The following is a 20,200-nucleotide window of genomic DNA, read 5'->3' as shown; positions in this document are numbered from 1 at the left end:
GCTTCCGGAGCCAATGGCACGTTGTTCGCTTCTCTCCCTGCGTCGCATCGATTCGTTTCCAACGGAGATGACGGCCCGGCCGCCGACGGCCGACGTCGTTCGATGCTCGACGAACTGGGCAGCCGCACACATCTACCGGGCAAGGTGGGCCGAGTCGGCGGCACGCTCATCGCTGCTGTGGCGCCACCCATTCCTTAAGCGAGGAGCACACCATGTTGGAAAAGTCAGGCAAGTTCTTGCGGATATTGTTCGCGCTGTTCGCGCTGGCGTTCGCATTCAGTCCGGGCGGCGTTCGGGCGGCTACCAACCAGCTTCTCCTGTTGGTGCCCGACACGCTGACGCTGCCTGATCCTCGCGTGTCCGCGTGGCTCGATACCGCGCAGGAAGAAGGGTTGCAGATCACGGTCATGACCGACAGCCAGTTCATGGCCGCCGGCTCGTCGCTGTCGCAGTATCCAGGCCTGATCCTGCCGGACCAGGTTCATACGACGGCCGACGATACGCTCGTGACGGCGATCCAGAACTACGCGCTGAACGGTGGCAAGGTGATGCTCGTCTATGATTTCGGCGTACTGAATTCGGCAGGCTTCTATGTGAGTCCGAAGTCTCGTTTCAGCAACATGGTCGGCGTCGACTACGTGTTGTATGACCAATACGGCGGCAACATGATCGGCCTCGGCAACGTGACCGGCATGAGCAGCTGGCTGCGCACGCTGCAAGTGCCCCCCGGCAAGTCGATGGCATGGACGACGACGACTTCGGCGACCACAGCCGCCAGCCCCACGACTTCGTTCGCGTCGACGAGCAGCTCCGGCTCGTCGAAGACGTCGGCATCGACGTCCGGCAGCGCGCTGTTCCTGGCCGCCAGCCCGTCGAACCCGGGCGGCCTCGCAAACTACAACCACAATGCGTGGTTCCAGTACACGACGCCCTCCACGGGCAGCGGCGTGCTGAGCCAGACGCTCCCGAAGCTGACCGGCACCGTGACCGGCAAACTGAAGAAGACCACGACGTATAGTGCCGGTTCGCTGCTGAGCACCTCGACCGGCAAGACGGCAAACACGCTTGCGTCCACGCTGACGACCACCACCGACACGCTCGAAGGGATTTCGGGCTACGTGTACGGCTTCCTGACCTATCCGAGCTTCGTCACGCAGGGCACGTATTCCGGCACGACGATCCTGACCTCGCCGACGTTCGGGCTGGTGTCCGGCTACAACCCGTACGGCAACGGCGGCGTGCTGTTCGTCAACCTGCCGCTGGCCTACCTCGACGGCCAGACCGACGGCATGCTGATTCACGGCTACCTGCATTATTTCGGCACGCAGATGCTGAATCTTCCGTCGCTGTCGCCGCTGCCGAAAGCGCAGGCCGGGATCGTGTTCAACTGGCACTTCTGCGCGGAGGACCAGATCCAGCCGGCGCTGTACCTGAAGAGCCTCGGCGTATGGAACAACGGGCCGTTCACGTTTGCGGTGACGGCCGGTCCCGATGAAGCGACCTTCGGCGACGGCAACGGCATCAATCTCGCGAACAATCCGACCGCGCAGAATCTGCTCAAGTATCTGGTGGGCAAGGGCCATCGCGTCGGTAGCCAGGGCGGGTGGATCCACGACTACTGGGGCGCGAATGCGAGCGAGACGAACCAGAGCACGTTCCAGCAGTACCTGGTGATGAACCATCAGGCGGTCCAGGCCGCGACCGGCGTGCCGGACGTGGAATATGCAGCGCCGGAAGGCAACACGCCGACCTGGTCGGTGAACTGGCTCGAAAGCAATGGCTTCAACGGGTACTACTTCACCGGCCACACCGGCTCGGCGCCGACCCGCGCATACCGCAACGGTGCGCTGCTGAACCCGGGCCTGTGGGCTTACCCCGTGATGCCGTTCGGCAAGTACGCGACGTTCGAGGAGTTCCAGCAGTACGCGGTGCCGACGACCGACGTGAACAACTGGTACGCCGCGCTGATGAACTTCGTCGTCGCGAACCATACGAGCCGGCTGATCTATGCGCACCCGTACGGCGCGTCGTTCTACCCGTCGACGTTGTCCGCGATCTTCACGCAAGCCAATTCGCTGAAACTGCTCGGTCAGTTCCGGTGGTACACGATGAGCGATATAACGATCTTCGACCGGGCGCGTTTGAGCGTCACGTGGTCGGCTACCGACACGGGTAGCGGCTGGGCTTTCTCCGCCAGCCACCCGAGCAGCCTGACGAACATGACGTGGCTGTTGCCGAAGGCCGCGTATGCATTGCCGATCATCACGCAAGGCAGCGGCAGCGTGAATATCACCGACTCGACGTACTGGCTCGTGACCGCGAATAGCGGCACCAGCCTCAAGTTCACCAGCGCCAAGGTGCACTGAGGCGCAACGTCGATATACCCGCCGGCGCGCGACGCGGCCAACGCCGCGCCCGGCGCGAATTGCGCAGAACTACCGCGCAGGAGCCCCCGATCATGAAACGGCCCGCGCTTTTCCCGGCCGCACGCGCGTGCGTGGCGACCCTTGTCAGGCTGTGCCATGCATGGCGCGTTGCCTGTTGCGTCGCCGCGTGCTGCTCCGTGCTGCACGCGGGCGCCGCCGACCTTCAGCTGAACGGGCTGTATCAACGCCCGGACGGCGCGATCACCGTGCGCCTGAACGGCGCCGGCATCGATCCTTATTTCGCGGCGAAGGCGCTGCTTGCCGCCGCCGACACCCATATGGATGCCCATCAGGCCGCACTCGCGTGGATCGGATGGGTGTTGCCGCGCCAGCGGCTGGACGGCGGATTCGACCGCTTCTGCGTGAAGAGCGGACAGGTCAACCCGTGCGCGGAAGCCGACGCGGACGACGCGATGATGGCGACCTGGATCGAACTGCTCGCGCGCTTTGCGCCTCCGGACGGGATGCCGGCTGCCTGGGAACTCAGCCTGAACCGCGCGGGCGCGCACCTGGACACGCTGCTCGACAAGGCGAGCGGCGTCTATCAGATCTCGTCGTCGCTTCATGTCGCACTGCTGATGGATAACGTCGAGGTGCACAGCGCGTTCCAGGCGCTCGCCGCGTATTACGTGCGCCGCGCCGACTACGCGCACGCGGGACCGTGGAGCCAGCGTGCCGACCGGCTGTCGTCGGCGATCGTGAAGGTATTCTGGCGCGGCACGCAGTCCGGATTTCGCGCGAGCACGCAGAAGATCAGCGACACGAGCTTCTATCCGGCGAAAGTCGCGCAGATCTTCCCGATCCTGTCCGGCATCCAGGTGCCCGACCAGTCGAACGAGACGATCTATGCGCAGTGGATGCAGAAGTACGGCAAGACCTGGATGCAACTGGCCGGCTCCGATTTTCCGTGGGGGCTGATCGCGCTGGTCGCATTCAAGATGAACGACTGGAGCACCGTCGCCTGCTGGTATGCGCGCTCGGGCCCGTACCGTCATGGCTCGCACTGGAACGTACTGGAGGAGGCGCTGTATCTGGCATTCGAAAGCCGGATGGCCGACCCGCTCGCGCCCGCCAAATGCGGGTTCACGACGGCGGAGATAACGGTGACCGGATCGCGCTGACACGACGGCGCACGGTCGATGAACGGAAACAGGGAAGGAGACGTGTCATGTGTGGCATCGTCGGCGCGGTCGCGCAACGGAACATCGTTCCGATTCTGATTGAAGGTTTGCGCCGCCTCGAATATCGCGGCTACGATTCATGCGGCGTGGCGACCGTCGTCGACGGCCAGGCGCGACGAGAGCGCAGTGTGTCGCGGGTCGCCGATCTCGACGCGCACGTGCGCAGCGCCGGGCTGTCCGGCAGCACCGGCATCGCGCATACGCGATGGGCGACGCATGGCGCGCCCGCAACCTGCAATGCGCATCCGATCTTCTCGCGCGACGAAATCGCGCTCGTGCACAACGGCATCATCGAGAATCATGAAACGTTGCGCAGGCAACTGTCTGACGAGCACTACCAGTTCGATGGCCAGACCGACACCGAGGTCGTCGCCCATCTGATTCACAGCAAGTATCGCGGCGATCTGCTCGCCGCCGTGCGCGATGCGACGTCGCAACTGCACGGCGCATACGCGATCGCGGTGTTCAGCAAGCATGAGCCGCAGCGGCTGATCGGCGCGCGGGTCGGATCGCCGCTCGTCGTCGGCCTGAAGGACGACGAATGTTTTCTCGCATCCGACGCGCTCGCGCTCGCCGGCATCACCGATCGGTTCATCTTTCTCGAGGAAGGCGACATCGTCGAATTGACGCCCGGCGGCGTGCGAATCCTCGAACGCGGTGGCACGCCGGTCGATCGCCCGATCCAGACCGTCTCGTCGGCGCAGGCCGCGGTCGAGCTCGGGCCGTACCGGCATTTCATGCAGAAGGAAATTTTCGAGCAACCGCAGGCCGTCGCCGCGACGATTCCCGATGCGGGGCTGTTCGATCCGGCGATATTCGGCCCGGATGCCGCGCGCGCGTTCGAACAGATCGACAACGTTTTGATCCTCGCGTGCGGCACGAGTTACTATTCCGGCCTGACCGCACGCCGCTGGCTCGAGACGATCGCGCGGCTGCCAGCGCAGGTCGAGATCGCGAGCGAATACCGTTACAGCGACGCGCTGGCGCTGCCGAATACGCTGGTGGTCAGCGTGTCGCAATCGGGCGAGACCGCCGACACGCTCGCCGCGCTCAAGTATGCGCAGGCGCTCGGCCACATCGATACGCTGGCGATCTGCAACGTGCCGACCAGCGCGATGATGCGTCAGACCGGCCTGCGGTTCCTGACGCGCGCCGGCCCTGAAATCGGCGTCGCGTCGACCAAGGCGTTCACGACGCAGCTCGTCGCGCTGTTCATACTCGCGGTGACGCTCGGCCGGCTGCGCGGCTACGTCGACGATGCGCAGCTCGCGCGTTATACGACGCAGTTGCGACGGCTGCCGAGCGCGCTCGAAGACGTGCTCGCGCTCGAACAGCAGATCGAGCGCTGGGCCGCGGAATTCTCGCGGCACGAGAACGCGCTGTTCCTCGGGCGCGGCCTGCATTACCCGATCGCGCTCGAAGGCGCGCTGAAGCTGAAGGAGATTTCGTACATCCACGCGGAAGCGTATCCGGCCGGCGAACTGAAACACGGGCCGCTCGCGCTCGTGACGCACGCGATGCCGGTCGCGACGATTGCGCCGAACGACGCGTTGCTCGAGAAGCTCAAGTCGAACATGCAGGAGGTGCGGGCGCGGGGCGGGCAGCTTTACGTATTCGCCGATGCCGATACGCGCATCGACAACGGCGAAGGCGTGTCGGTGCTGCGCATGCCGGATTACTACGGGCTGCTGTCGCCGATCCTGCACGTCGTGCCGCTTCAGCTGCTCGCGTATCACGCGGCTTGCCTGCGCGGTGCGGATATCGACAAGCCGAGGAACCTCGCGAAATCGGTGACGGTGGAGTGACGGGAGGTGCGAAGGGGGGGCTAAAGCGTTTTTAGCCCCCTTTTCTTGCTGACGCTCGCTTTGCCGGCGAAGTAACCGTCCGCGGTCTCATCCAGACGACCTCCTGTAACGAATCGGTGGCTTGCCGCTCGCGGAGAGGACCGATGTCAAGCTCCGGAGCTCATATCACGATGGGCGAACTGGAAAGGTCATCGAGCTGCGGACCGTGAACTGGAAAGTGCTTTTGCAGCAGTTCGGTAACTTGCTCGACACCTCGCAGAACACCGGACCGATAATCGCCTTGCCGGAAATGAGCCTCCATGGCCTGGCAAATCGCCTCCCATTCGAGGCTATCCACCTTGGCGTGTATGCCCCGGTCCGCAACAATTTCGACGTCGCGGTCCGCAAGAAGAAGATAGATGAGAATGCCGTTGTTGTGCTCCGTGTCCCAGACCCTGAGCTCCGAGAACACCTCGATGGCACGATCCCTCGCAGTTGTGCCCTTCAGCAAGGCGCCGATGTGCAGCGCCCCCTCTACGGCAAACCTGACTTGACCCACGTGCGCGCGATGACTAGCACGTACAGCCTCGTCGATTGCGTCAAGCGCCCGCCGTGAAAATGCGCGGTCGACCTGCCAGCGGGTCGTGAAAAGATGCCGGAAGAGGCGTTTCAGGTCCATACTCACCACCGTCCCGATGCGCCACCGCCGCCGAAGCCCCCACCGCCTCCGCGAAAGATGTCGCGATTCGAATCACGACCGAAACGTGCGTCGCTACCGCCAATGAAGCGCCCGCCAGCGGCTCGCATCCCGCCACCCAGCAATGTGAAGAGCAGCGCCATCATTCCCGCCGCGATGGCGACGAAAAGCGCCTGCGATAAAATCCACGCGAGTACCCCAACGACGCCGCCGGTAACGACGGCTCCTGGCAGACGCCCGAACATGGCGCGCAGCAGCCCGCCGGCCATGACCGTCAGGAGGAAAAGAACAGGAAGCAACCGTCCGGCGCCGTCGCTGGCCCGTGGTGGTCGCTGCGGCGGAGGTAACGGCTCGCCGCTGGTGACGCGCATGATGCCGTCGAGGCCGGCGGTGATGCCACCGTAGAAGTCCCCGTTTCGGAATCGCGGGACTATCGCTTCGTTGATGATGCGATTGCTCGTTGCGTCGGTGAGCACACCTTCGAGGCCGTACCCGACCTCGATTCGAAGTGCTCGGTCGTTTTTGGCGACGATCAGGAGCGCGCCGTCGTCGACATTCTTGCGCCCAAGCTTCCATTGCTCGACGACTCGCATCGAATACTGTTCGATGGTTTCGGGCTCCGTGGTCGGGACAATGAGAACTGAAAGCTGCGTTCCTCGTTTCGCCTCGAACTCTCTCAACGTCTTCTCAAGGCTGGCCGTCTGGTCGCTGGTCAGGGTTCCGGTCTCATCGGTCACTCTGGACGTCAGTGGCGGGATGGCGGCGTCCGCGTGCGCGTGTGCTACCCCCAGGACAAGGAAGGCAAAGACGACGACCATCGCCAGTCGGAACGTGTTCAATTGGAGGCCTTGCCTGCAGATGCCGGCGTCGAGCCGAAGTCGACTCGAGGCGGTTTGGAAATCTCGGCCTCGTTGCTCACCGAGAAGTTCGGGCGCTCCAGATAACCGAATGCCTTCGCAGTCAAATTGTTCGGGAACGAACGTATCGTCGTGTTGTACGTCTGGACGGAGCGAATGTATCGGTTGCGGGCGACGGCAATGCGATTTTCCGTGCCTTCGAGCTGCGCCTGCAGGTCCCGGAAGTTCGCGTCCGACTTCAATTGCGGATAGTTCTCCGATACCACGAGCAGGCGTGACAGAGACGACGTGAGCTGTCCCTGCGCCGCTTCGAACTTTGCGAACGCCTGCGGGTCGGCAATGAGTTCGGGCGTGGCGCGAATCGAGCCGACTTGTGCCCGGGCCTCAGTCACGCGGACGAGCACTTCCTTTTCCTGGTTCGCGTACCCCTTCACTGTGTTGACGAGGTTGGGAACGAGGTCGGCACGCCGTTGATACTGATTTAGAACTTCTGACCAACTGGCCTTTACCTGCTCGTCTTCGCTCTGGATGGCGTTATAACCGCACCCAGGGAGAGAAAGCAGACTCACCGCCGATGCGGCGATCAGAAGTGCGCGGGCCAGACTGCGCCGCGCAGAGATTGCTGCAGGATTCGTCGACATGGACGCGCCTCTGTCCGATATTCCTCGGCATTCCGCCGCTCGCGTGTACATTACTTATCGTAAGTGGCAGCGCGGTCGCAGATTTGATGCATGTCAATGCTGCATTGTCGAGCGTGCCCGGAGCGATACCCCGTTCCGGTCGCTTGTCCGCCCCGCGGCCGTGCTACGTATGAAGCGTTCGATTCGTGATTCGTTGAGCCACGTCAAGCCATCGAAGGGGGGGGAGCATAGAGTGGTTTCAGGGCTCGACCGGCTATCCGGAGCCATGCTCGTGTAGAACGCGATGGCATTGCCGAAAAAACCGGCAATCGCAGTTGCGGCGCTCGGCATGGTCATGGCGCTGCAATCGCCGGTCCGCCGGCGGCCACCGACAATGCAGCTCGCGATCGCCATCATCCCAATACGGCGACTGCAAAAGTGCCGAGCAAGGCAAACTGCGCGGCAGCATCCGGCCGGGAAGTGAGACGGTACGAAATGGGAGGCAGCGGTGAATGACAACTCACATGGTGCTCGGCCGTTCTGGAAATCACGGTCGGCCATTGCACTCGTCGCGTTCGCTGCAATAGCACTGTTTCTCCTGCTTTCGGAACACCGAGCGCACTTCCTTGGGGTGTTGCCCTATCTGCTGTTGCTCTCGTGCCCGCTGATGCATCTGTTTATGCACCATGGGCACGGGCACCATGGAACGAAATCGACCGAGGGGCGTCCTGATTCGGGAGAGGGTCATGACCAGCATCGATGACGGTTACGGGTTATGGAGCCTCGCAGCGATCAATTCACTTGTCTTCATCATCTTCGCGTTCAGCTTCTTCAAGCCGGCGACAAAGCGGGACTGGCGAACGTTCGGTGGATTCTCTGCCTTCATCGTCGCGCTATTCGCGGAAATGTACGGGTTTCCGCTCACCATCTATTTGCTATCGGGTTGGTTGCAGACGCGCTTTCCGCAAACAAATTTGCTGTCGCACGATACAGGACACCTGTGGTGGACCCTGACCGGCAGGCACGGCGACCCGCATGGCGGACTTCCGCATCTTCTCAGCTTCTTCTTGATATTGGGCGGTTTCTACTTGCTGTCCACGGCGTGGCACGTGCTGTATGAAGCTCAGCGTAGCAAGGAGTTGGCCACCACCGGACCCTACGCGAAAATCCGACATCCTCAGTACGTCGGGTTCGTCGTCATCATGCTGGGTTTCCTGCTTCAATGGCCCACGCTGGTGACCTTGGCAATGTTTCCCATTCTGGTTTTCATGTACGTTCGACTAGCGATACAAGAGGAACGCGATTCGGAGGCGCAGTTCGGCGCGGCGTGGCGTGAATACGCGGCACATACGCCGCGCTTTGTACCCAACGTTTTTGGAAAACGCCCGGCCCAAATACATTGATTTCAGGCGGCTCACCGATAGCTGGCACTGCTGCTGAACTCAATCGCAATCTTCCGGGATGAGGAGGCTGCCATGAAGCCCTTCAAGACTGGCGTGACGCTTTCAGCCACGGTTGTGCTCTTCTATGTCCTATGCACGCTCGTATGGATGGCACTTCCTGAACCGTTCATGAACTTCATGAACATGCTTTTTCACGGACTCGATTTTCGGCGCCTTCAGACGGGCGAGTCACTGTCGTGGTGGTTCGTCGTCTACCCGGCCGGTGTGTTCGCGGTCTGGTTCTTTGCAGCTGGCGCCTTCTTCGCGTGGTTACACAACCGCCTGAGTGGACCGGGCTGACGCAATTCCGTACGCCCGTACCTCTCTCCCGGACTACACGTTGCCCGTGTCCGTCTCCGGAAATCAGGAGAGTGAGGTAACGGGTTGAGCGGGAAAGCACGGAATGATCGTTGCTCCTGTGCTAGCGCTCGACACACCGGCACGTCGTCGGTGGCGCCCTCTGATGCGCAGGGCGACGAATCTCAATGGAAGCGGAACGGGTGAACAAGGGAGCGTCAAATGAGCGGCCGACCCGGCGAAGACAAGCTTCACCATCAACGGATTTCCGGGCAGGTGTCATCGCGCGAACATCACGCTCGTGAAGCGGACAAGCACGCGCCTTCCGCCGGGCACGGACACGGCGCGCGTGCGCATCATCATGAGGGCCGGGCCGAGCACGTTCGTTCCACGGATTCGCTTCACGACCCCGTCTGCGGAATGACGGTGTCCGATAAGTCACGCTTCCACGGAGAACACAATGGCAAGTGGTACGCGTTCTGCAGCCAGGCGTGCTTGACGAAATTCCAGGCTGCGCCGTCCAAGTATGTTGAGCCCTCGACCATCGAGCAGCGGCAAGCAGTGCCCGACGGAACCATCTACACGTGCCCGATGCACCCGGAAATTCGCCAGGACCATCCGGGGCAATGTCCAAAGTGCGGCATGACCCTGGAGCCGATGCTGCCCAGCGTTGACGAAGGCGATAATCCGGAACTGGTCGATTTCCAACGCAGATTCTGGTGGACGCTGCCACTGACCGTCGTGGTTTTCGTCCTTGCGATGTTCGGCCATCGCTTCGGATCGGGGGGCGTCGACACCGGGAGCTGGGTCGGGTTCATTATCTCTACGCCGGTCGTCCTGTGGGCAGGCCAGCCGTTTTTCGCGCGATGCGTGCGTTCATTCATGAACCGCAGCCCCAACATGTGGACGCTCATCGGGCTTGGGACAGGTGCCGCTTACATCTACAGTGTCATCGCCACCATCTTCCCCGGCGTGTTTCCGGAAACATACAGCGCGCACGGCCGAGTCAGCGTGTATTTCGAGGCGGCGGCAGTCATCATTTCGCTGACGCTTCTCGGGCAGATGCTCGAACTGAAGGCGCGCTCGCAAACGTCCGCCGCCATCAAGGCACTACTCGGGCTCGCACCCAAGACTGCGCGACGTATCAACCCGGATGGCTCCGAAGAAGATGTTCCGTTGTCCAATGTTTATGTGGGAGTCCTGCTTCGCGTGCGGCCGGGTGAAAAAGTCCCTGTGGACGGCGTGGTGACGGACGGCACGAGTTCGCTCGACGAGTCCATGATTACCGGCGAGCCCATTCCGGTCACGAAGCGTGTTGGCGGCCACGTCATTGGCGCAACGATGAACGCGACGGGCAGTCTCGTCATTCGCGCGGAAAAGGTCGGCTCCCAAACCGTCCTGTCGCAAATCGTGCAGATGGTCGCGCAGGCGCAGCGGTCCCGTGCCCCCATGCAACGTATGGCTGACAAGGTGGCTGGCGTGTTTGTCGTCGGGGTCGTCAGCGTCGCTCTTTTGACGTTCTTCGTGTGGGGCATCTTTGGCCCGGAGCCCAGTTGGGTGTTCGGTCTCATCAATGCGGTGGCGGTCCTCATCATTGCATGTCCCTGCGCGCTGGGCCTTGCGACGCCAATGTCCATCATGGTCGCGAGCGGAAAGGGCGCCACAACGGGGATTCTCTTTCGCGATGCGGCTGCGATTGAAAATTTTCGCAAGGTCGACGTGCTCATTGTCGACAAGACAGGGACGCTGACAGAGGGGCGTCCGGCGTTCGAGCAAGCCGTAGGCACAAACGGATACACGACCGACGAAGTGCTTCGTCTGGCGGCGAGCCTTGACCAAGGTAGCGAGCATCCGCTTGCTGCAGCCATCGTCGAGGCAGCCCGTGAGAAGAAGCTGACTTTGGACCGCACGGAAAATTTCGAATCCGCGACGGGTATCGGCGTGAGAGGAATGGTCGCCGGCAGGAGACTTGCGCTTGGCAACACCGCGCTGATGCAGGCGGACGCCGTATCCGTCGAATCGCTGGCCAAGGAGGCGAACGGCCTGCGTGCGCAAGGCGCCAGTGTCATGTACCTGGCTGTCGATGGCAGTTTGGCCGGACTGCTGGCGGTCGCTGACCCGATAAAGGCGACGACGCCGGAAGCGCTTTCGACATTGAAGGAGAACGGCATTCGAGTCGTAATGGCGACCGGTGATGGTGTGGTGACTGCGAAGGCCGTGGCCGAGAAGCTCGGCGTCGACGAATTCCATGGCGAGGTGAAGCCTGCCGATAAGCTCGATCTGGTGACACAGCTTCAGCAAGCCCGGCATGTCGTCGCGATGGCTGGAGACGGCATAAACGACGCCCCTGCGCTTGCCAAGGCCGATGTCGGCGTGGCAATGGGAACAGGCACGGATGTGGCAATGAGTAGCGCTCAGGTGACGCTCGTCAAGGGCGACTTGCGCGGTATTGCGCGTGCTCGAGGGCTGTCCGAGGCAACCGTTGCGAACATGAAGCAGAATCTCGGCTTCGCGTTCGTCTACAACGCGCTCGGCGTTCCGCTGGCGGCAGGGGCACTTTATCCATTCACCGGTTTGCTGCTCTCGCCGATGATTGCGGCACTTGCAATGAGTCTAAGCTCCGCTTCGGTCATTTCGAACGCGCTAAGGTTGCGTAACGCCAAAATTTGAGCAGCGATCGGCACGCAAACGTCCGCACGATTTGACGTCGTCGGGCCGGCCAAGCAAGTCATTGGCTGCCGGGAAGGCTCGAGCGTAACCAGAACGACGGGTGGCGCGTAACCAATTGATGTACTTCGACGAGACCGCTCGGCACGAGGCTGAGCGGTCCCGAGACGGCAGCGGAAAACGACGGCGATTCAAGCGCGATCGTGCGCGCCGTTACGATTCCGGATCGAAGGCGGGCGTGTCGCCGTCGATCCGGAATACGATTGGGTCGCGTGGATAGTGCTTGATGTCCGGAGAGAAATCGTACTTGCCCTCGGTCCAGTAGTACGCGAAGGAGACGAGCAGAATCGCCACGGAGAATGGCAGCGACAGGCGCCCCCATGTCCAGAAGGCAAGCATCCCGAGTACGGCGACGATCGCAAAATAGATCATGGCCGGGCGTCGCGCTTTTGCGAGCGGCTGCCACGTTTCGGGATGAATTCCGGCGGCAATGAATGTGCTCGGATTGAAACGCAACCCCTGATGCGCGAGGCCGCACAGCAGCGCGACAAGCAATTCGTGACGATTCTTGAAGCGAACGCAGCGAATGGCGTTGTCGGCGTCGTAATCCACGAGGCTCGTGCGCAGTGTGTATCGCTTCGGAGGTTCTCCCGTCCCACTGCGTCGCCAGAACTGGAAGTTCGCCGGGCTCATGGTCACCCGGGAAGGCGAGTTGAAGTCAACGTCGCAGCGCATGTCCTCGCTCCGCACGACTTCATGCCATTCGACGCGCCGTTCCCGCTGCAGCGCCACCCCGTCCGAGTGCTTGCCGACGCCGTATCGGAAGCCGGTTGCGTCGACTTGAAACCAGCCGCCGATATTCATCGTTGCGCGAATCACGATCGCCATCGCCCAGGCGAGGCAGGCCAAAATGAAAAACCATAGAACGAAACCGATGAACCCGACTCGCGAAAAGGACGCATCGTCGAATGGCGCAACGAGCAATCCGACGAACATCGTGCCGAAAAACAGCATGAAACCGATATTCAGCAGATAGGTATTGAACCGATCCGGAATACCTTTGCATGTCGGTATCTGTCGAAGGTGTGCAGGCAGCGTGATGACTCGCGGTTTTGCGCTTGTGTCCGGGGCGGATTGACTCGGCGCGTCGTCTGAGCGGATCGTCATGGCGCGTGGCCCCTTGGTCGCAGGATGTGTGTTGGAAATCGGCGGGTCGTTCGGATGGTAATCGATCTGGTGGAACGGCTCGCACCGGAATCAGGGTTCTCCGCGCGAAAGCAAAAGAATCCGGCCGATTGTTTTCTTCTGTGTCGGGAATCCGGAAAGACGACGGCGTCGGTTGTGACGGTCGAACCCCAATGCTCGACCGGTTCGCCCGAGGCGGCCCAAACCGACACCACCATACCGCCGCCTTCGTGCGAAGATTGAGCGACATTCCACCCGCATTCCATCGAGACCGTCGTGATCCGATCGAACCCCGAGGGCAACCCGCAAGCCGGCCATCCGCCGTGGATGGCCGTCGCACTGGCCGAGCTGGGCATTCGCCGCTTCCCGCCCGGCCGCATCAATCCGCGCATCGTCGAATACAACAACCACACGAACCTCGTCGGCTACGACGACAAGATTTCGTGGTGCTCGTCATTCGTCAACTGGTGCATGACGCATGCCGGCATTCGCGGCACGGGGTCGGCGCTCGCGCGCTCGTGGCTCGAATGGGGGCGTCCGCTGGAGCGTCCGGTATACGGCTGCATCGCGATCCTGACGCGCGACGACCCCGTGAGCTGGAAGGGGCATGTCGGGTTCTATCTGCGTCACGACGACGAGCATGTGCACCTGTTCGGCGGCAATCAGCTGGAGGAAGTGCGCGAGCTTGCGTATCCGGTGAGCGAGGTGATCGGATACCGGTGGCCGGACGCGGGCTGAGCGCGCCGCACGCCCGGCCTCCCGTGCACTGGAGGCCGGCGCCGGAGTCGCATGGCGGCCGCGGTCAATCCTGCGCGGCGGTGGCAGCGACGGCCACGGCCTGCGCGTCACCCGCCGCATCGTTCCTGCTCCACCCACCGCCGAGCGACCGATACAACGCGACCGCCGCCAGCGCATGCTCGCGCCTGACCTGATTGAGCGCATCCGAATCCCGCAGATACACCTCCTGCGCCGACAGCACGTCCAGAAAATCCGTCGCGCCGCCCTTGTAGAGCTGGTTCGCCAACCCGAGCGCCTTGTCCGACGCCGAGAGCGCGCCGTCGAGGCGCCGCGTCGCTTCATCGCTGCTGACGAGGCTCGCACGCGCGTCCTCGACTTCCCGCAGCGCCTGCAGCATCGTCTGCCGCAACCCGAGTTCCGACTCGCGCATCCGGCTTTCGCTTTGCGTGATGTCGGCGGTGATTCGCCCCGCGTTGAAGATCGGGCTCGTCGCGCTCAACGCGGCGCTGAACAGGTTGTCGGTCAGCGTCGGCAACCCGAGATACGACGCGGCCAGAATCCCGTCCGTCAGGTTCAGCGAGAACTTCGGATATCGCTCGGCCTTAGCGACGCCGACCTGCGCCGCGCGCCGCTCGACCTGTGCGTATGCGGCGAGCACGTCCGGCCGGCGCAGCAGCGCCTGTGATGGCAGCGTGGCGGGCGACCCGGCAGGCGGCGCCGGAATCGCGCCGGCCTGCGCGAGCACGAGCCGGTCGATCGACTCGGGCGTGCGGCCCGAATACACGGCGATCAGGTTGAGCTGATGCGCGATCTGCGCCTGCGTTGGCGGAATCCGCGCTTCGAGCGCATCGAGCTGGTTCTGCGCGCGTGTGACGTCGAGCTCCGTCGACAACCCGAACGCCTGCCGCTTGCGCGTGAGTTCGAGCGCATGCCGGCGGATCGCCGCGTTGTCCTGCAGGATCTTCAGTTCCTGCTGCGCCCAGCGCAGGTCGACATAGGCCGAGGCCGCATCGGCCGCGAGCGCGAGCCGCATCGCGTCTTGCGCGTGCTTTTGCCCGACCAGCTCGGCCTGCGCGGCCAGCAGGTCGAGCCGTTCGCCGCCGAACACGTCCGGCGACCAGCTCAGCGCGAGTCCCGCGCCGGCCTGCCGCACGTAGCCGAGCGGCGGCGGCGTGTTCTGGCGCGCGTCGGACGCGCGCGCGGTCGCGTCGAGTTGGGGCAGCAGCACCGCACGCTTCTGCACGGTCAGCGCCTGTGCCTGCTTCACGCGTTCGGCGGCGGCCTGCAGATCGAGGTTGCCGTCGAGCACGGTTGCGATCAGCCGGTCGAGCACGGGATCGTTGAACTGCGCCCACCACGCAGCGGCGTCGATGTCCGCGCGCGGCACGTCGGTGTCCCACGCGGCGGGCGCGAGGGCGTGAACGGTATCGTGCAGCGCGGGATGCTGCGCGGGCTGCACCGCACACCCTGCGGCGAAGGCGCTGACGGCCAGCGCGACGAGTAGCTTCTTCATGATGACGACCTTGGCTTCAGTGCGCGTCCGGCGGCGGCGCGTTCAGGGTGATGGGACGGGAAAACGCGACGGCAAGCAGCGCGACCACGAAGCACAGTGACAGCGCGTAGTACGCATCCGCGTAGGTGAGCGTCAGCGCTTCTCGATAGATCAGGCGGTGCAGGTTCGCGAGGCCCGCCTGCGCGGTATCGAGCGTGTTGCCGGCCACCGAGGTCCAGTACGCGGCCTGGCGGTCGAGCAGCGACGTGACCTGCGGCTCGCCGGCGCTCACGTGTTCGCTCAGGCGCAGGTAGTGGAAGTTGAGCCGGTCGTTGAGCATCGTCGCGCTCACCGCGATGCCGATCGCGCCGCCGAGGTTGCGCATCAGGTTGAACAGGCCGCTCGCCGATTTCAGCCGCGACTGCGGCAGCGAGCCCAGTGCCATCGTCACGATCGGCGGTACGCTGAACTGCTGGCCGATGCCGCGCAATGCCTGCGGCAGCAGCAGTTCCCGCCAGCCCCAGTCGTGCGTGATCGGCGTGTACAGGTAGCAGCCGAGGCCGAAGCAGACGAGCCCGAACACGAGCAGCGCGCGCATGCTGAAGTAGCGCGTGGCGAACGCATACGCGCAGAGCGCGAGCAGCTGGAACGCGCCGACCGACAGCAGCGCGATGCCGATCTGCAGCGAACTGAACGCACGCACCTGCGCGAGAAACAGCGGCGTCAGGAACACCGTCACGAAGATCCCGATGCCGGTGACGAACGACAGCAGGCTGCCGATCCCGAAGTTGCGCACGGCGAGCGCGCGCAGGTCGACGATCGGGTCTTCCGCGGTCAGCGCGTGCACGATGAACAGGAAGCCGCAGATGCCGGAGATCCACGCGCAGATGACGATCGCGTCGTCGCTGAACCAGTTCTTGCGCGGGCCTTCCTCGAGCACGTATTCGAGGCAGCCGAGGAAGCCCGACATCAGTGCGATGCCTGGATAGTCGCAGCGCTTGATGAGGCTGAGATCGGGCTCGTCGATATGCACGTAGCGCGGCACCAGCGCGGCCACCGCGATGCCCGGCACGAGGTTCAGGTAGAACAGCCAGTGCCACGACCATTGCTCGGTGATCCAGCCGCCGATTACCGGCCCGATCGTCGGTGCGAGCGACGCGAGCGCGCCGATCGTCGTCGACGCGATCAGCCGCTGCTTGCCGGGAAACAGCACGAACGCGGTCGTGAACACGGTCGGAATCATCGCGGCGCCGAGCGCGCCCTGCAGCCCGCGGAACAGGATCATCGAGTTGATGTCCCACGCGAGCCCGCACAGCATGCTCGTGATCGTGAAGCCGACGGCCGACGCGACGAACAGCCAGCGCGTCGACATCACCCTCGACAGCCAGCCCGACATCGGAATCACGATGATTTCGGCGATCAGGTAGGCCGTCTGCACCCAGGACAGCTCGTCCTGGCTCGCCGACAGGCCGCCGCCGATGTCGCGCAGCGACGACGCGACGATCTGGATGTCGAGCGTCGCCATGAAGAAGCCGACGCACATCAGCGCGAACGCGAAGACGCGCTGCTTCGTCGGTTGCGACGCGGGGTCGCCGGAGAATGCGGTGGTCATCGCAGGCTCCCGGTCAGTTCGCGTGGTCGGTGTGCACGGTCACGACCGCGGAGAGGCCGGGACGCAGCACATGCGCCATGCCGGACTGCGGATCGAGATGCACGCGCACCGGCACGCGCTGCACGATCTTCGTGAAGTTGCCGGTCGCGTTTTCGGGCGGCAGCACGCTGAAGGTCGCACCGGTCGCGGGCGCCAGGCTGTCGACGCGGCCGTGCAGGCGCGTGCTCGACGCGTCGAGCGCGACGTCGACGCGATCGCCCGCGCGCATCTTGCGCAGTTGGTCTTCCTTGAAGTTCGCGTCGATCCACAGGCCGGACGCCGGCACGATCGTCAGCAGCGGCACGCCGACGTTCGCGAGCATCCCGACACGGCCCGTACGGTTGCCGACGTAACCGTCGACGGGCGAGCGGATCGTCGTGTACTCGACGTTGAGCGCCGCGACGCGTTGCGCGGCGAGTGCCGTGTTCACGCGGGCCCGCGCATCGACGAGCTGCGCGCCGAGCACGTCCAGCTGCCGCTTCGATGCGAGCAGCGCGGCGTCGCTGCGCGCGACGGCCGCATCCGCCTTCGAATAATCGGCGTCCGCGCGTTCGACGATCTGGTTCGACACCGCATCGGATTTCACGAGCTCGCGGTAGCGTACGCGGTCGGACGACGCGCGCGTGAGCTCGGCCGACGACGCAGTCCTGTCCGCGGCATGCTGGCCGATCACCGCGTATTGAAGCTGCTGCTTCGCCTCGAGTTCGGCCACCGCGGCGCGCGCGCTGTCGACTTCGGCGGTCGCCTGCGCGAGCTTCGCGTCGTAGTCGCGCGCATCGAGCTGCACGAGCACGTCGCCGGCCTTCACGCGCTGGTTGTCGGTCACGAGAATCCTGTCGACGAAGCCGGTCACCTTCGGCGCGAGCACCGTGACGTCGCCGCCGACATACGCATCGTCGGTGCTTTCCTGGAAGCGCAGCACGAACAGCCAGTCGAGCGCCGCGGCCGCGACCACGACGACGACGGCGGCCACCGCGATCCGCATCCACGGCACGCGGCGTTGCTGCTTTGCCGGCCGGTCGATTGTGGCTGCCTCGCGGGAGGCAGCGGCTTGGGTCGTGTCCATCGATTCACCTATGTATATGCACGTATTGAAACGACCGACGACGCGTCGCCGGTCGGGGAAGGGGTTAGCGTTCCGGGAGGTTGTGCGTGATCCGGAACAATTCGTCTCTGAGGCGGGCGGCCTGCGCCGCCCCGAACCGCTGCTCGAACGCCTCCTGCGCGGCGAGCCAGTGCACCTGCGCGTCGGCGATCTTCGTTTCGCCGTGCGCGGTCAGCGCGAACGTCTGGCGGCGACAACGCGGCTCGATCCTGCCCGTGACCAGCGCCGCGCCGACCAGCGGCTTGAGCGCGCGCAACAACGCCGTGCGCTCGATCACCAGCACCGCCGACAGCGTCGCCATCGTCAGGCCCGGGCGCTCCCGCAGCAGCGCGAGAATGCTGTACTGCGACGGCGTGACGCCCGCCCGCGACAGGTAGCGCTCATAGAACTGCGAGATCCGCCGGGCGGCTTGCCGGACCGCGAAGCAATCGTCATCGGTAAGCGTGGTCTTGTGCATGTGCACATGTTAGGCGGCAAAGCGACCTGAAGCGAGCGGCGAGGCGGGATCAGATTGGTGCCGTGGTTGTACCAATCGACGGTGGAACGGCGCGTTTTCGCGCCGGATCAGGCGGCGGCCGGAACAATCGCGCCTTCGCGGTCGCCGTACGCGGCCGTGTAGTCGATGAACGCCTTGACCTTCGCCGGCAGCAGCGCGCGGTTCGCGTACGCCAGCTTGATCTCCACGAACGCGTCGACGAGGTCGGCGCCGTCGAGCAACTGCACGAGCGCGCCGGACGCGAGCTCCGCTTCGACGAGCGTTCTCGGCACGACGCCGATGCCGAAGTCGTGCATCACCATTTCGCGGTTGAGGACGGGGCTGTTCGACGAGATGTCGAAGCTCAGCGGCACGGTCAGCATGTCGCCGTCGACGCGGAACGACAGCGCGGGCCGGCGCAGCGACGGCGACAGCGGCACGAACGCATGGCCGGCGAGGTCGGCCGGCGTTTCGGGGCGCGGATGCGTGCGCAGATACGCGGGCGTCGCGACGATCACCACCGGAATGCGTTCGACCAGCCGCACGACGGTCGTCTCGCTCGTCAGCATGTACGGCACGATGATGCCGATGTCGTAACCTTCGCCGACGAGGTCGACCGGCCGCTCGGTCAGCGTGACGTCGAGGCGCACCTTCGGATGCGCGGCCTTGAAGCCGGCGATCAGCGGCACGAGCCGGTTCAGTGCGGCCGTCGTGTGCGCGACGAGGCGCAGCAGCCCCTCGGGCTCGCGCGTGTGCGACTGCGCCTGCGCTTCCAGCGAGTCGAGTTCGTCGAGCACGGCCGCGCAGCGTTCGTAGATGCGCTCGGCGGTTTCGGTCAGCGAGACCTGGCGCGTGGTCCGGTGCAGCAGGCGGCTGCCGAAGCGCGCCTCCAGATCCGCGACCGCCCGCGACACGACCGGCCGCGCGAGGCCGTGCATGTCGGCGGCGCGCGTGAAGCTGCGCATTTCCACCACCGACCGGAAAATCCGCAGCTTGTCGATGTAGTCCATGTCCGTCTCCTCGGGGCGATGGCGGGGCGCCTGATGCACGCGGCGGCCCGGCCACGTTACGGCGGAGTGTACATTGACTTTATGCATATGCACATATAAATTGCCGATCATGAACGATATCCAGATGGCCCAGGCCTGCAATTGCCTCGCGCTTCGTCAGGCGGCGCGCTTCGTCACGCAACTTTACGAGCGGCATCTGGCCCCGGTCGGTGTCACGCCCGCGCAGTTCTCGATCATGGCGAACCTGTCGCACCGGCCCGGCCTCGTGATGAGCGAACTCGCCGACGCGCTGGTGATGGATCGCACGACGCTGTTGCGCGCGCTGAAGCCGCTGCAGCGCGACGGCTTCGTCGCCGCGGCCGCGTCCGAGCATGACGCGCGCGCGCACGCGCTCAGCCTGACGAAGCTCGGCGAGCGCACCTACGCGCAGGCAAAAGTCGCGTGGCAGGCCGCGCAGGACGAGTTCGAGACGCAGTTCGGCCGCGGCCGCGCCAAGGCGCTGCGCGACGAGCTGTTCAGCCTGACGGCGCAGCGATAGGCGCAACGCGCGCGGTAGTATTACAAAAGCGATCC

Annotated in this window: 18 protein-coding genes; 9 read left to right on the top strand and 9 right to left on the bottom strand. The window is 64.1% G+C overall.

Annotated features, from left to right (window positions below):
* Positions 1 to 212: 212 nt before the first annotated feature.
* The 3 genes from ACV22W_RS03805 (at position 213) to glmS (ending at position 5,412) form a co-directional block, all read left to right on the top strand.
* Positions 213 to 2,366, top strand: coding sequence for a hypothetical protein (locus tag ACV22W_RS03805; protein WP_448017817.1), 2,154 nt, complete (start codon positions 213 to 215; stop codon positions 2,364 to 2,366).
* 92 nt (positions 2,367 to 2,458) lie between these two features.
* Positions 2,459 to 3,547, top strand: coding sequence for a hypothetical protein (locus ACV22W_RS03800; protein ID WP_448017815.1), 1,089 nt, complete (start codon positions 2,459 to 2,461; stop codon positions 3,545 to 3,547).
* A 47-nt stretch (positions 3,548 to 3,594) separates the two neighbouring features.
* Entirely contained in the window at positions 3,595 to 5,412 is a 1,818-nt protein-coding gene (gene glmS, locus ACV22W_RS03795; protein ID WP_448017813.1) for a glutamine--fructose-6-phosphate transaminase (isomerizing), read from the top strand.
* 160 nt (positions 5,413 to 5,572) lie between these two features.
* Here glmS and ACV22W_RS03790 read toward each other — a convergent pair whose 3' ends face one another.
* The 3 genes from ACV22W_RS03790 to ACV22W_RS03780 are packed head-to-tail and all read right to left on the bottom strand — an operon-like array spanning position 5,573 to position 7,586.
* Positions 5,573 to 6,070 carry a TPM domain-containing protein gene (locus tag ACV22W_RS03790; protein WP_448017811.1) on the bottom strand — a complete coding sequence of 166 codons (498 nt, stop codon included), beginning with the start codon at positions 6,068 to 6,070 and terminating at the stop codon, positions 5,573 to 5,575.
* Positions 6,071 to 6,072: 2 nt separating this feature from the next.
* On the bottom strand, positions 6,073 to 6,906 hold the full coding sequence (locus ACV22W_RS03785; protein WP_448018120.1) for a TPM domain-containing protein: 834 nt from the start codon (positions 6,904 to 6,906) through the stop codon (positions 6,073 to 6,075).
* A gap of 17 nt (positions 6,907 to 6,923) precedes the next feature.
* Entirely contained in the window at positions 6,924 to 7,586 is a 663-nt protein-coding gene (locus ACV22W_RS03780) for a LemA family protein (RefSeq protein ID WP_448017810.1), read from the bottom strand.
* Positions 7,587 to 8,073: 487 nt separating this feature from the next.
* Between ACV22W_RS03780 and ACV22W_RS03775 the strand changes: the two genes are divergently transcribed.
* The 4 genes from ACV22W_RS03775 to ACV22W_RS03760 all read left to right on the top strand — a co-directional run bounded on the left by ACV22W_RS03775 (position 8,074) and on the right by ACV22W_RS03760 (position 11,974).
* Complete coding sequence (locus tag ACV22W_RS03775) at positions 8,074 to 8,328, top strand: DUF2933 domain-containing protein (protein ID WP_082721894.1); 255 nt, start codon at positions 8,074 to 8,076, stop codon at positions 8,326 to 8,328.
* Positions 8,312 to 8,968, top strand: coding sequence for a methyltransferase family protein (locus ACV22W_RS03770; protein ID WP_059699793.1), 657 nt, complete (start codon positions 8,312 to 8,314; stop codon positions 8,966 to 8,968). The genes ACV22W_RS03775 and ACV22W_RS03770 overlap by 17 nt, the downstream gene beginning before the upstream one ends.
* 72 nt (positions 8,969 to 9,040) lie before the next feature.
* Positions 9,041 to 9,307: a DUF5676 family membrane protein gene (locus ACV22W_RS03765; RefSeq protein ID WP_448017807.1), complete on the top strand. Its 267-nt coding sequence runs from the start codon at positions 9,041 to 9,043 to the stop codon at positions 9,305 to 9,307.
* 219 nt (positions 9,308 to 9,526) lie between these two features.
* Positions 9,527 to 11,974, top strand: a complete 2,448-nt coding sequence (locus ACV22W_RS03760) for a heavy metal translocating P-type ATPase (protein WP_448017806.1) — start codon at positions 9,527 to 9,529, stop codon at positions 11,972 to 11,974.
* Positions 11,975 to 12,184: 210 nt separating this feature from the next.
* Here the strand turns inward: ACV22W_RS03760 and ACV22W_RS03755 are convergent, their stop codons facing one another.
* Positions 12,185 to 13,138 carry a hypothetical protein gene (locus ACV22W_RS03755; RefSeq protein WP_448017805.1) on the bottom strand — a complete coding sequence of 318 codons (954 nt, stop codon included), beginning with the start codon at positions 13,136 to 13,138 and terminating at the stop codon, positions 12,185 to 12,187.
* 345 nt (positions 13,139 to 13,483) lie between these two features.
* On the opposite strand from ACV22W_RS03755, the gene ACV22W_RS03750 reads away from it, so the two are divergent.
* The gene (locus ACV22W_RS03750; RefSeq protein WP_448018119.1) at positions 13,484 to 13,894 is read left to right on the top strand and encodes a TIGR02594 family protein; all 411 of its coding nucleotides are present in this window, start codon (positions 13,484 to 13,486) and stop codon (positions 13,892 to 13,894) included.
* 64 nt (positions 13,895 to 13,958) lie between these two features.
* Here the strand turns inward: ACV22W_RS03750 and ACV22W_RS03745 are convergent, their stop codons facing one another.
* From ACV22W_RS03745 to ACV22W_RS03725, 5 genes are all read right to left on the bottom strand, one after another.
* The gene (locus ACV22W_RS03745) at positions 13,959 to 15,407 is read right to left on the bottom strand and encodes an efflux transporter outer membrane subunit (protein ID WP_448017803.1); all 1,449 of its coding nucleotides are present in this window, start codon (positions 15,405 to 15,407) and stop codon (positions 13,959 to 13,961) included.
* A gap of 16 nt (positions 15,408 to 15,423) precedes the next feature.
* The gene (locus tag ACV22W_RS03740; protein ID WP_448017801.1) at positions 15,424 to 16,998 is read right to left on the bottom strand and encodes a DHA2 family efflux MFS transporter permease subunit; all 1,575 of its coding nucleotides are present in this window, start codon (positions 16,996 to 16,998) and stop codon (positions 15,424 to 15,426) included.
* A 13-nt stretch (positions 16,999 to 17,011) separates the two neighbouring features.
* The gene (locus ACV22W_RS03735; protein ID WP_448017799.1) at positions 17,012 to 18,103 is read right to left on the bottom strand and encodes an HlyD family secretion protein; all 1,092 of its coding nucleotides are present in this window, start codon (positions 18,101 to 18,103) and stop codon (positions 17,012 to 17,014) included.
* 64 nt (positions 18,104 to 18,167) lie between these two features.
* On the bottom strand, positions 18,168 to 18,599 hold the full coding sequence (locus tag ACV22W_RS03730; protein ID WP_448017797.1) for a MarR family winged helix-turn-helix transcriptional regulator: 432 nt from the start codon (positions 18,597 to 18,599) through the stop codon (positions 18,168 to 18,170).
* Positions 18,600 to 18,706: 107 nt separating this feature from the next.
* Complete coding sequence (locus tag ACV22W_RS03725; protein WP_448017796.1) at positions 18,707 to 19,627, bottom strand: LysR family transcriptional regulator; 921 nt, start codon at positions 19,625 to 19,627, stop codon at positions 18,707 to 18,709.
* A 109-nt stretch (positions 19,628 to 19,736) separates the two neighbouring features.
* Between ACV22W_RS03725 and ACV22W_RS03720 the strand changes: the two genes are divergently transcribed.
* On the top strand, positions 19,737 to 20,165 hold the full coding sequence (locus tag ACV22W_RS03720; RefSeq protein ID WP_448017795.1) for a MarR family winged helix-turn-helix transcriptional regulator: 429 nt from the start codon (positions 19,737 to 19,739) through the stop codon (positions 20,163 to 20,165).
* Positions 20,166 to 20,200: the final 35 nt, after the last annotated feature.

The organism is Burkholderia sp. AW49-1 (assembly GCF_053427845.1).
The sequence above is the reverse complement of the archived record's forward strand: the minus strand, read 5'-3'. Positions and strand labels throughout refer to the sequence as shown.